Raw genomic sequence first — 14,370 nt, 5'->3', positions numbered from 1 at the left:
CGCCTCGCATGAAGATGACTGTCATGGCCGCCGCGACCATCGCCTCGATCGTCGCAACGACGGCACTCGCCCAGGGAAGCCGGCAAGACTTCACGCTCGTCAACCGCACCGGCTACGACATCAGCGAGGTCTACGTCTCCCCGAGCAAGACCAACGATTGGGAGGAGGACATTCTGGGCGACGACGGCCTGGAGGACGGCGACAGTGTGACCATCACGTTCCGCCGCGCCGGCAAGACCTGCATCTGGGATCTCAAGGTCGTCTACAGCGACGACGACTCATCCGCGGTCTGGCACGACATCAACCTGTGCCAGGTCGAGAAGGTCACGATTCGCTACAACCGCAAGACCGACACCACGTCGGCGACGTTCGACTAGGCTTGCGGACCGTCCCGTGCCGCCCCGGCGCGGCCGCCCAAACGCCAAGGCCCCGGTCCGCGGGAACGGATCGGGGCCTTGGTCCGGGGGCTTTGCAGGCGCCGCGAGCCCGGTGCAGGTCAGAGCCGGTAGAGGATCTGGTCGGTCCAGAACCGCTCGAGCCGATGCAGCGCCTTGTTGAGGGTGGCGAACTCCTCGGCGTTGACGCCGCCGACCTGCTCCACCGTGCGGACGTGCTTCTGGTAGAGCGCCTCGATGATGTTGCGGACCTCGCGGCCCTTCTCGGTCAGCTTGATGCGGACCGAGCGGCGGTCGACGCGCGAGCGCTGGTGGTCGAGGAAGCCCATCTCGACCAGCTTCTTCAGATTGTAGGAGACGTTCGAGCCGAGATAGTAGCCGCGGGTGCGCAGCTCGCCGGCGGTCAGCTCCTTGTCGCCGATATTGTAGAGAAGCAGCGCCTGCACCGAGTTGATGTCGGCGCGGCCACGGCGGTCGAACTCGTCCTTGATGACGTCGAGAAGCCGGCGGTGCAGCCGTTCCACGAGAGTCAGCGATTCGAGATAGAGCGGCCGGATATGGTCGAAGCGCATATCCCGCTCGGCGGGTTCCGCCGGCCTAGCGACTGCTTTCATGACGACGCCTATTGGTTGTTGTACGACGAGGCCCTGTATTCCTCGCTCGCCCCCATTACTAGGCGACACGCTCTAAAATCAGTTTAAACAACACAATAAAGAACCGGTTTATTTGCCGAGGTAAACCAACGACTAAGGATGGAATCCGAGGGGTGTTTTTTACCTCTGCTTTACCTCCTTTCGACTGGACCGGGGGATTCCCCTGCCCTGTTAACAAAGCCAGATGGCGGCCTGAAAACGGCTGCGGCGGCCACCCGGGCCGCCGCTGCGTTCGCCGATGCTCGCTGGTCGAGGACGGCTCAGTTCACCACCCGGGTCCAGGTCTGGCCGCCACAGAACATGCCGCCGAAGGCGCAGCCCTGCACGCGCATCGCATTGTCGCCCTTCATGGCCAGCGTCGAGTCGTAGATGCCGCCGCCGCCGTTGCGGGTGTCCTTGATCCGGCCCGTCCAGGTCTTGCCGCTCGCCTTCATGTCGATCAGCACCTTGTCGCCGTTGCGGCCGGTCTTGGCGTCGACGGCGTAGCCGCAGAGGTTCTGGCCGCACGGCTCGACCCGCACCATGCCTTCCTTCTTCTCGGTCATCCACAGGCCGAGCGGGCCGGTGGCGGGCTCGGCCACAGGGGCCGGCGCAGGCGGCAGTGCCGCGACGCGCTGCTCGGGCGCCGGGGCGGCCACCGGAGCGGCGACCGGCGCCGGCGGCGGAGGCGGAGCATAGGTCGTCGGGGCCGTGACGGGCGCCGGATCGGTGCGATCGACGACGGGCGGGGGCGCCGGCGGCGGAGGCGGCACGGCGACGCTGGTCGTCGGGGTCGGGGTCGGCTGGACCGTCGGGGCGGCCGTCGTGCCGGGGCGCGAGCGCCACTGCGGGGCCGGCACGTCGGTGGTCACGGCCGGCGCATCGGGCTCGTCATCGGTCTTGCCGAAGCCGCCGAGCTTGCCGAGGTCGCCCTTGGCGAGGCCCTTGATGTCCTTCCAGCCGATCGCCGGCAGGTCGAACTGCTGGGCATCGCGGGCGCCGTGCTCACGCCAGGAGACGGTGCCGCAGAGCTTGTTGCGGCAGCTCTCGTCGATGTCGACCCGGACTGTGCCGCCATTGACCGGGATCGAGATCGAGCCCGCATGCGCAACGCTGCTCAGGAGCACGATAGCGGCGGCGAAACCAAGCGTCCTCGAACCAGTCATGGGAGCCTCCCGTCGAAGGGGCCGTAGCCCGTTGTCGAGTGGAGGATGCCGGAACCGCCGGGCCGCAACCGTGAGGTGGATCACACAGGGATGCGCCACCGGCCCGGGGCGCTGAACCCCTGCCCTACCGGCCCCGCCCGGCACCAAGGTTCTCCGGGGGCCTGACGCACAGACGCCGATGGGCCGAGACAAGCCCGGCCGTGACGGACGTGGTGGATTGTCGTCAGTGCCCGCTGTCGACCGGGAGAGCCGTCACGCTGGGCACGGCCGCCGGGCGGTCGAGGTCCTCGACCGTCACGCCGGCGCGGCCGACCAGGGCGGCCCAGTGAGGCACGTCGAGATCGAGGAAGGACCCGAAGGCCTCGAGCGAGGCGCGCACCGGCTCGGCGCCGTTGGCGGTGAGATTCTCCTTGAAGAAACGCGAGTCGATGGCGCGCGTCACCGCATTGGCGAGCTCGCGCTGGATTTCGGTCGGCGTGCCGCGCGGCGCCATCAGGCCGAACCACAGGGAGACGTCGATGCCGGCGACGCCGGCCTCGGCGAGGGTCGGCAGGGTCGGCGCGACCGAGCTGCGGCGGGCGCTGGTGGTTGCCAGCGGCACGATGCGGCGGTCGGTCGCGATCCCCGTGACGGTCGGCAGCGGCGCAAACAGCACCGAGATGCGCCCGGCGATGAGGTCGGCGGCGGCCTCGTGGGTGCCGCCATAGGTGACATGGGTCATGCGGACGCCGGTCGCGGCCTCGAGCAGCGCGGCGGCGAGCTGCGGCCCGGTGCCGACGCCGGACGAGCCATAGCGAAGCTCGCCGGGCCGCTTCTTGGCGAGCGCGATCAGCCCGGCGACGGTGTCGACCCCGAGCTCGCGGTTGACCACCAGCACGGGCGGAACCCGCGCCAGCATGGCGATCGGCGCAAAGGCCTGCGGGAAGGCGAACGGCTGCTCCGGCATGATCGCCGCGTTGGCCGACTGCGCATTGCTGGCCAGGAACAGCGTGTAGCCGTCCGGCTCGGCCCGCGCCGCCGTCGCCGCCGCGATGTTGCTGGCGTCGCCCGAAATGTTGTCGACGGTGAACCGCTGGTTGAAGTACTCGGTCAGCTTGTCGGCGTAGATGCGGGCCAGGATGTCGGTGGTCGAGCCGGCCGGGAAGCCGACGATGATGTGGACCGGGCGAGTCGGGTAGATCTGCGCCTCGCACACGCCCGCGGCCGCTCCGAGGAGCAGCGCGGCGGCGATCCAGGCGAGCATTCGGCGCAACACGACCGTCTCCCGTCGCGGTGCCCGAGAAGGCTCCGCATCGCGGTGCGCGTGACCGGCTCACGCATGTCGGGGGAAAATCTGGCGGGAGAAGGAAGCGAACTCGCCGCCGACACGCGGGGAGCGGCACACGGCACCGTCCAGACTCATATTTATGCACTCGTGCAAATTCTTGAATCTGTCGGACCACGTAGTTGCACATGCGTATCCATGCAGCCTGTTGCGCGCTGTGCGCCGGGCTGGATGAACCGAATGTTTACGGTTCATGAACCATAAGAACGCGCGTAGCCGAATCGGCTCGCGTCCGTCCCTCGCTATTCGCGGAACGCTGCCTCGCGGCTCCTGCGGATGCTGGGCAGCGCGACGGCGACCAAAAGGCCGGCGGCGGCGAGCAGAAACGCCAGGCTCAAGGGTCGCCTGACGAAAATGCTCCAGTCGCCGCCCGACAGCACCATGGCGCGACGGAAGTTCTCCTCCAGCATCGGACCGAGCACCAGCCCGAGCAGCAGCGGCGCCGGCTCGCAGTCGAGCTTGCGGAACACGTAGCCGACCACCCCGAAGGCCGTCATGATCAAGACCTCGGCCGGGCTCGAGTTGAGTGTGTAGGTGCCGATGCAGCAGAACACCAGGATGCTGGGAAACAGATAGCCGTAAGGCATCTGCAGAAGCTTCACCCACAGTCCGATCAGCGGCAGGTTCATCACCACCAGCATGGCGTTGCCGATCCACATGCTGGCGATCAGGCCCCAGAACAACACCGGCTGCTTGGTGATGATCTCCGGGCCGGGCGTGATGCCGTGCACCATCATGGCGCCGATCATCAGCGCCATCAGGGCGTTGGGCGGCACGCCGAGGCTGAGCATCGGGATGAAGCAGGCCTGCGCGGCGGCGTTGTTGGCGGTCTCGGGCGCCGCCACGCCCTCGATCGCCCCCTTGCCGAAACGCTCCGGGTTGCGCGAGACCTTCTTCTCCAGGCTGTAGGCCGAGAAGGCCGCGATGGTCGGGCCGCCGCCCGGCAGGATCCCGAAGACGGTGCCGACCACGGTGCCGCGGATCATGGCCGGCAGGCAGCGCAGGAGATCGGCGCGTGTCGGCATCAGCTCGCGCACCCGCATGGTGGCGGGCGGCGCCCGCCCGGGCTCCTCCAGATTGGTCATGATCTCGGCGAGGCCGAACAGGCCCATCGACAGCGGCACGAAGCCGATGCCGTCGAACAGCACGTCGAAGCCGCCCGTCATCCGGTAGTCGCCGGTGGAAACGTCGGTACCGACCAGGCCGAACAGCACGCCGAGCACGATCATGCCGATCGCCTTGAGCACCGAGCCGTGCGCCAGCACCACGGCGGAGACGAGGCCGAGCAGCATCACCGAGACGTAGTCGGCCGACTGGAACATCAGCGCGACGCTCGCGAGCGGCGGGCCCGCGACGGCGATCAGCAGCGTCACCACGGTGCCGGCGAACAGCGACCCGAGCGCCGCGATGGCGAGCGCCGGGCCGGCGCGGCCCTGCTGGGCCATCGCATGGCCGTCCAAAATGGTGACGACCGACGACGTCTCGCCCGGAATCTTGACCAGGATGGCCGTGGTCGAGCCGCCGTACTGGGCGCCGTAGAACACGCCCGCCAGCATGATCAGAGCGCCGACCGGCTGCAGCCAGAAGGTGATCGGCAGAATCAACGCCATGGTGGTCAGCGGGCCGATGCCGGGCAGCACGCCGATCGCGGTGCCGAGCGCGCAACCGAACAGGCAGAGGCCGAGATTCTGCCAGGTCAGCGCGACCCCGAAGCCCATGGCGATGTTGGCGAGAAGATCGGGCATCGGGCTCACATCGAATGCCAGGAACAAAACTGGTGGTCATTCCGGGCCGGCGCGCAGCGCCGGACCCGGAATCCAGCCAAGAGCTCGGAGTTCGCGGCTGGATTCCGGGTTCGCGCCTTCGGCGCGCCCCGGAATGACGGCAGGTTGGTGATGCGGTTCGTCGTCACGTCAACGCCGGCCACAGCGGGATCGGCATGCCCAGCGCCAGCACGAAGATGCCGACATTGACGGCGATCAGCACCACGACCAGGAACGCCAGCTTGAGGGGCGGCAGCAGCGGCCCCGACAGCGCGCCGAGCAGGATGGTGACGGCGAGCGCCGCGACCAGACCGAGCGGACGCAGCAGCAGCGCGAAGGCGAGCGACGCCAGGGTGACGCAGACCAGCGGTCGCCAGTGCCAGCCCTCGGGCCGTTCGTCCGGCCACACCAGCGCTAGCACGGCCAGCACGCCGCCGCAGACGATCAGCAGGCTGCAGACCATGCGCGGGAAGTAGCCGGAGCCCATGGCGTCGGCCGTTCCCATGTCGAGGCTGTGCGACAGCCACAGGCCGAAAAGCCCGAAGCCGACGAACAGGAGCCCCGCGAGGACGTTCTTGGTCAGGCTGATCCGCACCGCCCTGCCCTTTGGTGGTCGTCGTCCGCGAAGGCGGACGACCCAGGATCCACCGAGTCCGTTGTTTTCACCTTGGCGCTGCGGCGTACCGGGTGCTCCGCCTTCGCGGAGCACGACGAAGGAGAGCGTCCTCGCTATCTCGGCGCCGATGGGGCGCCGTCCCGGAAGGACCAGCGCCGTTCTGCTACTTCTGCCGCGCCTTCACCAGGCCGGCCTCGAGCAGGATCGGATAGAGCTCGGCGTCGTCCTTCTTCCAGCGCGCGGCCGTCGCCTTGGCGTCCGCGGGCTGGATGGCGAAACCCGCCTGCTTGGCACGCGCCACGAACTCCGGGTCCTTGAGCACGCCGAGGATGTTGCTCTCCAGGAAACGCAGCCGGTCCTCCGGAATGCCCTTCGGGCCGATGATGCAGCGCCACGAGCCGGCGACCACGTCGAAACCCAACTCCTTGAAGGTCGGGATCTCGGGGGCGAGAAAGTACCGCTCCGCCGAGGAGACGCCGAGCATCTTGAGCTTGCCGGAGCGGTGCTGCTCGATCGCGTCAGGCACCGGCACCGACGCCGTGTCGATCTCGCCGCCCATCAGGGCCGTGACGGTCGGGGCATAGCCACCATAGGAGACCTTGGTGACCTTGAAGCCGAGAGCCTTCTCGAACAGCGAGATGGCGACGAAGGAGGAGCCGCCGGGCTGGTCGTTGCCGTTGCGCAGCTTGCCGGGAGCGGCGCGGGCGCGCTCGATCATGTCCTTCAACGACGTGATGCCGCTCGCATTGCTCGCCTGCAGGGCGAACGGATCCTCGCCGAAATAGGCGATAGGCTCCATCTCGTCGAGCGTGTTGGCCTGCGCATTCAAGTACGGCAGCGAGACGCCGCCGGAGGCGAACATGCCGATGGTCTGCCCGTCCGGCTTCGCCGTCACAACCTCGCGATGGCCGATGGCGCCGCCGGCGCCTGGCTTGTTGAGCACCACCACGGGCACGCCGATCTTCTTGGACAGCGCGTCGGCGAGGAGCCGCATGCTGATGTCGCTGCCGCCGCCCGGCGGCCAGGCGACGATCAGCGTGATCGGTCCCGACGGAAAGGCTTGGGCCCGCGCTCCCGTGATCACGGCGGGCATTGCTCCGGCCGCCAGGCCGGCGCCGGCGAGCTTCAACAGATCCCTGCGCTTCATGGCTCTCTCCTGATCGGTGACGAGGTCCGGGCGTTTCGGAATGCGTCATGCGCGCGGCGTGACGCAGGACGTGCGGAGCGCTCGAGAACCGTGCCGCGCGCCTGCCTCATGCCGCCCTCACGACGTACCGCCGGCGAACCGGCGGATGACGTCGAGGCCGAGCCGGCAGTTCTCCGGCGTCCCCAACAGTCCGAGGACCGGCTCGTCGAGCCCGGCCGCGACGAAGTCCTCGATCCGACGCATGCAGTGCGCCGGCGTGCCGGCGATGCCGAAGGCGTCGACCGCCTCGTCGGAGACGAGGGCGGCGGCGCCGGCAATGTCGCGCCGGGCGATGGCGGCGATGACGGCCTCGTGGTCGACGGCGATGCCGGACGCCTTGATGTTCTCGGCCAGGAACTTGTTGCGCATCACGAAGGCGAGCTTTTCGCGCACCGCATCGACGGCGTCGCGGCCGTTCTCGGAGGCGGCGTAGAAGATGTAGCCGGCGCGGCGGAAATCGGTCAGCGCGCGGCCTTCGGCCGCCGCAGCCTCGGCGCATGCCGCGATCGAGCGCCGCACCGTGTCGGTCGACACGCCGGCCGACAGCACGACGCCGTCGCCGATGCGGCCAGCGAGCTTGAGCATGTCGGGCCCGATGGCGGCGACGTAGACGGGGATCGGTGCGCTCGGCGTGAACGCCAGCCGGGCACCGGCGAGCTTGACGAACTCGCCGTCGGCATGGACGGGCTCGCCCGACCACAGCGCGCGCAGCGCCGCGACGAACTCGCGCACGGCCTTGACCGGCCTCACCATGGCCTGGCCGGACTCTTTCAGGAACATCGGATTGCCGGTGCCGACCGCGATGGCGGCGCGACCGGGCGCGACCTCGTCGAGTGTCGCCATCGCCATGGCGATCGGAACTGGATGATTGACGTAGGGGCTCACCGCGGTCGGCACCATGCGGGCGTCGCCCGGCACCGTGAAGGCAAAGGCCATGCAGGTGGCGATCGCCTCGCGGTAGCCGAGATGCTCGGCGACCCACAGGCTGCCGGCGCCGGCCGCGACCGAGTCTCGGGCGAGCGCGATCGCCTCGGCGGTGGGCACGAAGCCGTCGAAATTGACTCCGATCCGCACCGCGCCGGTCATCGCCCTGCCCCTCGGATCAAACACCGTTCTCGACGAGCGTCAGCAGCTCGGCGGTGGATTTCCCGGCCAGCCCCAGCTTGTCGAGGGTGAGCCCGTCGCGCGCAAAATCGAGGCCGAGCGACAGGCTGGCGAGCTGGATCAGCGCGTCCATGGTCGGGGTCGGCAAGCCGGCGACGCGGCCGAGCGCCGCCATCGGCACCAGGCCGTAGCCGACATCCTCGTGCACGTAGCGATGGTCGAGCGAGCCCGGCGACTTGATCGTCTTGTTCGGCTCGCTCTCGATGCAGGCGCGCGAGATGTCGCCAGAGTCGCGGGCCGCCGCCGTGGTGAGCCCGGCATCGTGGAAGAGCTGGAGGAAGGACACGGCCGGCACGCCGAGCGCCTGCGCGATCGCCATCCGCTCGGCGTCGACGGCCGCGGTGACGCGGCCGACCGCGTCGGTGATGCCCTCGCGATAGAACAGGAAGTCGCCGCCGGTGTGCTGGATCCAGCCGGCATTCATGATCATGCCGGGCGAATGGAACACCGCGTTGATGTTGGCGAGCGCCGTCTCCAGCACGCTCGACGCCTCGATGATCTCCGGATAGAGCGGCTTCATCAGGGCGAACAGCGCGGCGCGCTCGCGGCCCGGCAGCGTCGCGAAGCGCAGCCGCTTCGTATAGCTGTAGATGTTGACGGTCGCCGGGCCTTCCATCCGGGTGATGTAGGTGAGCGTCACGGTCTCGCAGGTGCGCACCGGCCCGCGCCAGCCGGCGCGGCGCAGCTCGTGGACGAAGTGCAGCCCGCCGCCGGTATGGCCGGGATTGACGAAGATCGGCTGGCTGCCGTCGATCAGCGGCGCCAGCGCCACCGCATAGGTCTCGTGGGCGACCGACGGCACCACCAGCATGATCAGGTCGGCGCCGCGCACCGCCTCGGCGACGTCGGTGGTCAGCATGTCGACCGGCACCAGCCCTTCGACGATGCCGCGGGCCAAAATGCCGCCCTGCTGGCGGATCGGCGCGAGCCGGTCGGGATTGCGGGCGTGCAGCCGCACCGAGAAGCCGCGGCGGCCGAGGTCGGCGGCGGCCGCAAAGCCGCCATGGCCCGCCCCGAGGACGGCGACCGATCTGATGCTCATGAGGCGGGTCCGAGAGACATGACCCGAGTTGTGCACAAAGCGCCCGCACGGCGCAACCCGGTCTTCATGCAAAGTCCGGGCGCGGCCCGCACGGCCTCGGCGCCGCGCACACGCATGCCGCGTGGCGCCGCACGTTTCTCAGAAGCGAACCGCGAGGGTGCCGCGCACGCCCTGGTCGGTGATGTCGGCGCCGAACTGGCCGCGATAGGAGACGCCGAGCGTCGTCGACGTCGCGACGGCGACGTCGAGACCGATGTCGGTGACCAGCGCATCGGCGGCGATCGGTGCGCCCGCGATCGAGAACGGAGCCCCGCCGGCGAGCGCCAGGGTCGCGAACGGGGTGGTGTCGCCGAAGGCATGCCGCCAGCCGACGGTGCCGTAGGCCCTGCCCGTCGCGGCGCCGAGCGTCACGTCGGTGCCGGCATGCAGTCCGAGCGTCGCGAAGGTCACGGCGGTGTCCTGCGCCGCACCGGTGAGCGCCGCGCCGCGACCGACCTCACGGAAGGAGTCGGTGCGCAGATCGACATGGGCCAGATTGGCGAAGGGCTCGAGCGCGGTGCGGCCGGCCGCGAGGCCGTAGCCGATCTCGGCAAAGCCCTGCGCCGTGCCGGCGTCGTAGCCGGCCGTCGGCGCATCGAAGAAACCGTTGAAACCGACCGCGCGCGACGTCGCGACGTCGTGCTTGGTGTAGGCGGCGCCGCCGCGAAAACCGAGCGCACCCCACTGGCGGCCGCCAAAGGCGCCGACGTGATAGTTGTCGCTCGCGCCGCTGCCGGCCGCGCCCGAGACGGTGGTGCGGCTGTAGCCGGCCAGCATGCCGACCCGCCAGTCCCCGAGGACGGTGCCGTCGCCGCCGATCAGCACGCCGCCGGTGGACCGATCGAGGGAGCGGGCGTTGCCGTCGCCCTTGGCCGTGCCCCAGGCGCCGAAGCCGCGGCTCCACAGGATGAAATGCTCGCCGCCCGGCGTCTGGGCGGCGCCTGCCGCCCCGACGGCGGTGCGGACGCGGTCGAGCGCCGCATCGCGTAGAAGGCTGCTGGTCTCGACCAGAGCGCCCTGGATCGAGGCATGGACCTCGCCGGAGATCTGGTCGATGGCGGCGCGGGCCGCCTGATCGGTCGGCAGGAAGGCCAGCGCCGAGTAGAGCGCGCTGCCGGTCGGCGACGACCCGATCCCGGCCGCGGCCGAATACTGGTTGGCGGTCAGGGCCGCCGCCGTGAAGGCGCGCGTCTGCGTCAGATCCAGATAGACGTTGTTGGCGTCGTAGGCCGCGATGGCGGTGACGAAGGCCGACATGGTGCCGGCGCCGGCGAGGCTCGCATAGGTGCCGGTGACGCCGCCGTCGGCGGTCAGGATGGTGTAGCGGGTGGCGACCGTCGGCGTCCCGTTGGCCGTGACGGCGAGCGTGCCGCCCAGGATGGTCGCCGTGCCGGTGGCGTGGATGCGATCCGAGGTGCCGTTGGGGCCGACCTCGACCGCATAGGTCGAGCCCGCCGCCTGGGTGTAGTTGCCGGCGACCGTCAGGGTTCCGATCGAGTTGCCGGGCGCGATGGTGCCGCCGGCCGTGACGGTCGCCTCGCCGACGCTGCCCGAGCCCTGCAGCAGGCCGCCGTTGTCGACCACCACGGCACCGCCGAGGGCTCCGTTGACCGACATGGTGCCGCCAACCTGCACCGTGGCGCTGGTCAGGCTGGCCCCGGCGGCGATGTCGATGCGGCCGAGGTTCTGAAACACGGCGCCGGTCAGCACCAGGCTCGATCCGGCGCCGAGCGAGAGGTTCCCGGTCGCCTCGTTGGTGAACCGCGTCAGGCCCGAGATGGTGACGACGCCGCCGGAGGCGACCGCGACGGTGCCGGAATTGCTGAACGTGGTGGTGCCCGACGCCGTGTAGACGGCGCTGGTCACGCCGGCGGTCAGCAGGTTCCAGGTGCCCTGGTTGACGATCAGGTTGGTGCCGCCTGCGGTGGTGAAGCCGCCGTTGATGGTGCCGGTGTTGGTGAGAGTCGCGGTGCCGCTCGCCGCCGACAGGGCGACGGCGACCGGGTTGGTCGTGGCGGTCGCCGTGATGGTGCCGCTGTTGACCACCGTGACGTTGCCGGCCGTGCTGGCCGCGGAGATGCCGCCGCGCGCCGCGATGGTGCCGGCATTGGTCACGGTGACGTCGCCCGAGGGAGTCAGCGCGACTATGCCGAAGTCGCTCGGCGCCGTGATGACGCCGGTCGCCGCATTGGTGATCGCGATGTTGCCCGCGACTCCCACCTCGGCCCAGATGCCGGCATGGCCGACGCCGCTGTCCGCCACCGCCGCGTTGTCATAGGCCGTGAGGCGGCCACTGTTGAGGACCGTGACCTTGCCGGTCTCGGACATGGCGTGCACGGCGTTGTCGTCGTAGGCCGTGACCGTTCCGGTGTTGGTGATCGACGCGTCGCCGTTGGCGGACCACGCCACCAGGCCCTGGCGGGTCGTCGCCGTGACGGTGCCGCCGTTCGTGATGGTCGAAAGGCCGTGATAGTTGATGGTGCGGATGCCGGCCAGATAGGCCGAGACCGTGCCGGTGTTGACGACCGACACCAGGGCCGGGCTCGCCATGGTGTTGTTGAAGCCGCCGTCGGCATAGACGCCGCGGTCGTCGGTCGAGGTCACGCGCCCGGAATTGGTGACGACCACCGAGCCGAGATTGGTCGTCGCCGTGATGCCGGGGCCGCCGGTGGCCGTCACGGTCGCGGCGCTGTCGAGCGTGATGTTGCCGGAGACGTCGTTACGCAGCCACACGGCGCCGAAGCCGCCGACCGAGCCGATGGTCACGCCGGCGCCGAGGCTGACGACGAGGTCGTGGTTCGGCGCGAAGGTCTCCGAGTAGACGGCGCTGTAGCTCGGATTGAAGATCGTCGTGTTGCCCGTGACGATCAGGTTGTGACTGGTCGGCGTCGTTCCCGCATTGGCGGGCGTCAGCTCGACACCGACCGTGATCATGTCGGAGACCGTCAGCGCGGTGGCACCGGTGCTGGAGAGGACCTGCACGAAGGTGCTGCTGCAGGTGCTGGACACCGGGACCAGATCGCTGGTCAGGGTGCAGCCGGCCAGCGCCTCGGCCGGCGCCATCGCCTGCAGGGCTGCCGCGGCGACGCCGCTCGCCAGCCACGTCCGCAGAGGATGCTTCCGTGGCCGGGCCGACGCGATGATGGACGGAGTCCCGGTGGGGGTCACGACCGCCTCCTGGGGAAAGGTGGCGGCGAACCGCGCCACGGGCATTTACCCGCATACGATGCTCGCCGGGGCCGGCTCCAGCCCCAGATAGATAATAATCGGCTAACCAGTGTGGATAGTTCGAAATGACGAGCTGGCGTGTCGTCGCTGCCACACCCACTCCGAGGAGGAGCGCCGAAACAGACCGAGCGCTATCCGCGACCGTCCCGGCAACGCCCAAAACGGCTGCGGCGGCCGCGGGGTTGCCCGGGCCGCCACAGAACTCGAAACGATTCGGCGATTCTCGTTGGAACCGGGGTCCCGGCCCGCGCGCGGTCTAGCCGCGGCGCTCGGCCGTCCAGGAGCCGGCACAGGCGCCGCCGGTCCAGCGGCCTTCGCCGCTCGCACCCGACAGCCGGCCCTGGCCGGTGGCGCTCTTGCCCGCATAGCTCAGGCGGACGATGAGCTTGCCGTCGCGGGCGACCTTGCCGGAGATGTCGAACGAGGTGCTGCCGGCATTCATCAGGCTGCCGTCGTCATTGATCCGGATCGGGTAACGATAGGCACGGTCGCAATCGCCCTGCTCGGTGACGACCACGACGCTCCACGTTCCGTCATAACCTGTCTTGGCAAAGGCTGGTGCCGACACCGCGACCGACGACAAGGCGACGGCGGCGCCGATCGACACCCCGGCGAGCGCCCCGACGGCGCAGCGGACGAAAGCTGTCTTCATCTGTCGATATCTCCCCTCGATACGATCGGGTGCGCCACCATGCGCGAAATCGGTGAAGACCTGGTTTCTTTCCACCGATCGTTTCCCCCGGTTGTCGGACTAGGTAACCAACAGGTTCAGCGAAGGTTCCCGAACTGCGTGCATTTAAATTAACCATCACGGCCCGACGGGCGTTTCGGGCGCTCACGAGTCCGTGAGGCCGGCGATCGCCAGGCTCTGGTCCCACAGCCGGCGGGCGACGGCATCGTCCCGGGCGGCGCCGGACGGCTCGGTGACGCGGCTCTTCACCACATACGTGCCCGTGGTGGTCGCGAGCTCCGGCGCCGTCACCACATGGATCGGGGTCCTGGCGCCGGCATCGAGCGACAGCGCGAAGAGTTTGGCCAGCCGCATGCCCAGCCCGTAGACGCCGCCATTGTTGTTGCCGATGCCGGTGGCGACGAAGCCGGGGTGCAGACAGTTCACCGTCACGCCGGTGCCGGCGAGGCGCCGCGCCAGCTCGCGGGTGAACAGGATGTTGGCGAGCTTCGAGCGTCGGTAGACCGGCCACCAGGCATAGCCGCGCGTCGCCTGCAGGTCGTCGAGATCGAGCGTGACGCCGCGATGCGCCTCGGACGCGACGTTGACGATCCGGGCCGGCGCCGAGGCCACCAGCTTTTCGCGCAGGGCCAGCGACAGGGCGACATAGGCCATGTGGTTGAGCGCAAACGTGCGCTCGAGCCCGTCCGCCGTCTCCTCGCGGCGGGCGAACATGCCGCCCGCATTGTTGAGCAGCACGTCGATGCGCGGCAGCGCCGCGTTCAGGGTCTCGGCGAGCGAACGCACCTCGTCGAGGCGCGACAGATCGGCATGGTGCATCTCGGCGACGACGCCCGGCGCGGCGCCGCGAATGCGGGCGAGCGCCGCCTCGCCGCGCGTCCGGTCGCGGCCGACCAGCGCCAGCCGGGCGCCTCGGCTGGCGAGAACGACGGCGGTCTCCAGCCCGATGCCCCCGGTCGCCCCGGTGATGACGACCGTCTTGCCGTCCAAATCCTGACCGACCGGATTCGCCGCACCGCTCGCCATCTCGCCCGCCCTGCTCACGCGGACGCCCCGGCGCCCGTCCAGGCCCGGATGTGGCGGTTCCGCGGCCCGCCGGCAAGCCGGCAGGCCGGGCCGCAGGA

The 14,370-nt window shown here is 69.6% G+C and carries 12 protein-coding genes; 1 reads left to right on the top strand and 11 read right to left on the bottom strand.

Going from position 1 to position 14,370, the window contains the following annotated elements; genetic code table 11:
• The first annotated feature begins 8 nt into the window (after positions 1-8).
• On the top strand, positions 9-377 hold the full coding sequence (locus HXX10_RS20715) for a hypothetical protein (protein WP_296524813.1): 369 nt from the start codon (positions 9-11) through the stop codon (positions 375-377).
• A 119-nt stretch (positions 378-496) separates the two neighbouring features.
• On the opposite strand, the gene HXX10_RS20710 is transcribed toward HXX10_RS20715, so the two are convergent.
• The 11 genes from HXX10_RS20710 to HXX10_RS20660 all read right to left on the bottom strand — a co-directional run bounded on the left by HXX10_RS20710 (position 497) and on the right by HXX10_RS20660 (position 14,290).
• The gene (locus HXX10_RS20710; protein WP_296524811.1) at positions 497-1,009 is read right to left on the bottom strand and encodes a MarR family winged helix-turn-helix transcriptional regulator; all 513 of its coding nucleotides are present in this window, start codon (positions 1,007-1,009) and stop codon (positions 497-499) included.
• A gap of 299 nt (positions 1,010-1,308) precedes the next feature.
• Entirely contained in the window at positions 1,309-2,193 is an 885-nt protein-coding gene (locus tag HXX10_RS20705) for a DUF2147 domain-containing protein (RefSeq protein ID WP_296524809.1), read from the bottom strand.
• A gap of 223 nt (positions 2,194-2,416) precedes the next feature.
• Positions 2,417-3,448 carry a tripartite tricarboxylate transporter substrate binding protein gene (locus HXX10_RS20700; RefSeq protein WP_296524807.1) on the bottom strand — a complete coding sequence of 344 codons (1,032 nt, stop codon included), beginning with the start codon at positions 3,446-3,448 and terminating at the stop codon, positions 2,417-2,419.
• A 311-nt stretch (positions 3,449-3,759) separates the two neighbouring features.
• On the bottom strand, positions 3,760-5,262 hold the full coding sequence (locus HXX10_RS20695) for a tripartite tricarboxylate transporter permease (protein WP_296524806.1): 1,503 nt from the start codon (positions 5,260-5,262) through the stop codon (positions 3,760-3,762).
• 163 nt (positions 5,263-5,425) lie between these two features.
• Positions 5,426-5,875 carry a tripartite tricarboxylate transporter TctB family protein gene (locus HXX10_RS20690; protein WP_296524803.1) on the bottom strand — a complete coding sequence of 150 codons (450 nt, stop codon included), beginning with the start codon at positions 5,873-5,875 and terminating at the stop codon, positions 5,426-5,428.
• 184 nt (positions 5,876-6,059) lie between these two features.
• A complete protein-coding gene (locus HXX10_RS20685; RefSeq protein ID WP_296524802.1) occupies positions 6,060-7,043 on the bottom strand; it encodes a tripartite tricarboxylate transporter substrate binding protein in 984 nt (327 codons plus the stop codon).
• Between the two features lie 117 nt (positions 7,044-7,160).
• Entirely contained in the window at positions 7,161-8,168 is a 1,008-nt protein-coding gene (locus HXX10_RS20680; RefSeq protein ID WP_296524800.1) for an LLM class flavin-dependent oxidoreductase, read from the bottom strand.
• 16 nt (positions 8,169-8,184) lie between these two features.
• On the bottom strand, positions 8,185-9,288 hold the full coding sequence (locus HXX10_RS20675) for an NAD/NADP-dependent octopine/nopaline dehydrogenase family protein (RefSeq protein WP_296524797.1): 1,104 nt from the start codon (positions 9,286-9,288) through the stop codon (positions 8,185-8,187).
• A 138-nt stretch (positions 9,289-9,426) separates the two neighbouring features.
• Positions 9,427-12,495: an autotransporter domain-containing protein gene (locus HXX10_RS20670; RefSeq protein ID WP_296524795.1), complete on the bottom strand. Its 3,069-nt coding sequence runs from the start codon at positions 12,493-12,495 to the stop codon at positions 9,427-9,429.
• Between the two features lie 316 nt (positions 12,496-12,811).
• Positions 12,812-13,207 (bottom strand): hypothetical protein, encoded by a 396-nt coding sequence (locus HXX10_RS20665; protein WP_296524792.1) that lies wholly within the window; start codon positions 13,205-13,207, stop codon positions 12,812-12,814.
• Between the two features lie 183 nt (positions 13,208-13,390).
• Positions 13,391-14,290, bottom strand: a complete 900-nt coding sequence (locus tag HXX10_RS20660; RefSeq protein WP_296524790.1) for an SDR family oxidoreductase — start codon at positions 14,288-14,290, stop codon at positions 13,391-13,393.
• Positions 14,291-14,370: the final 80 nt, after the last annotated feature.

The sequence above is a fragment of the Rhodoplanes sp. genome (genome assembly GCF_013377085.1).
Taxonomy (GTDB): domain Bacteria; phylum Pseudomonadota; class Alphaproteobacteria; order Rhizobiales; family Xanthobacteraceae; genus Rhodoplanes.
This window is presented reverse-complemented; position numbering and strand designations above follow the sequence as displayed.

Coding starts and splice junctions, on each gene's coding strand:
- HXX10_RS20715 (WP_296524813.1), top strand. CDS start 9: ATGAAGATGACTGTCATGGCCGCCGCGACCATCGCCTCGATCGTCGCA.
- HXX10_RS20710 (WP_296524811.1), bottom strand. CDS start 1,009: ATGAAAGCAGTCGCTAGGCCGGCGGAACCCGCCGAGCGGGATATGCGC.
- HXX10_RS20705 (WP_296524809.1), bottom strand. CDS start 2,193: ATGACTGGTTCGAGGACGCTTGGTTTCGCCGCCGCTATCGTGCTCCTG.
- HXX10_RS20695 (WP_296524806.1), bottom strand. CDS start 5,262: ATGCCCGATCTTCTCGCCAACATCGCCATGGGCTTCGGGGTCGCGCTG.
- HXX10_RS20685 (WP_296524802.1), bottom strand. CDS start 7,043: ATGAAGCGCAGGGATCTGTTGAAGCTCGCCGGCGCCGGCCTGGCGGCC.
- HXX10_RS20680 (WP_296524800.1), bottom strand. CDS start 8,168: ATGACCGGCGCGGTGCGGATCGGAGTCAATTTCGACGGCTTCGTGCCC.
- HXX10_RS20675 (WP_296524797.1), bottom strand. CDS start 9,288: ATGAGCATCAGATCGGTCGCCGTCCTCGGGGCGGGCCATGGCGGCTTT.
- HXX10_RS20665 (WP_296524792.1), bottom strand. CDS start 13,207: ATGAAGACAGCTTTCGTCCGCTGCGCCGTCGGGGCGCTCGCCGGGGTG.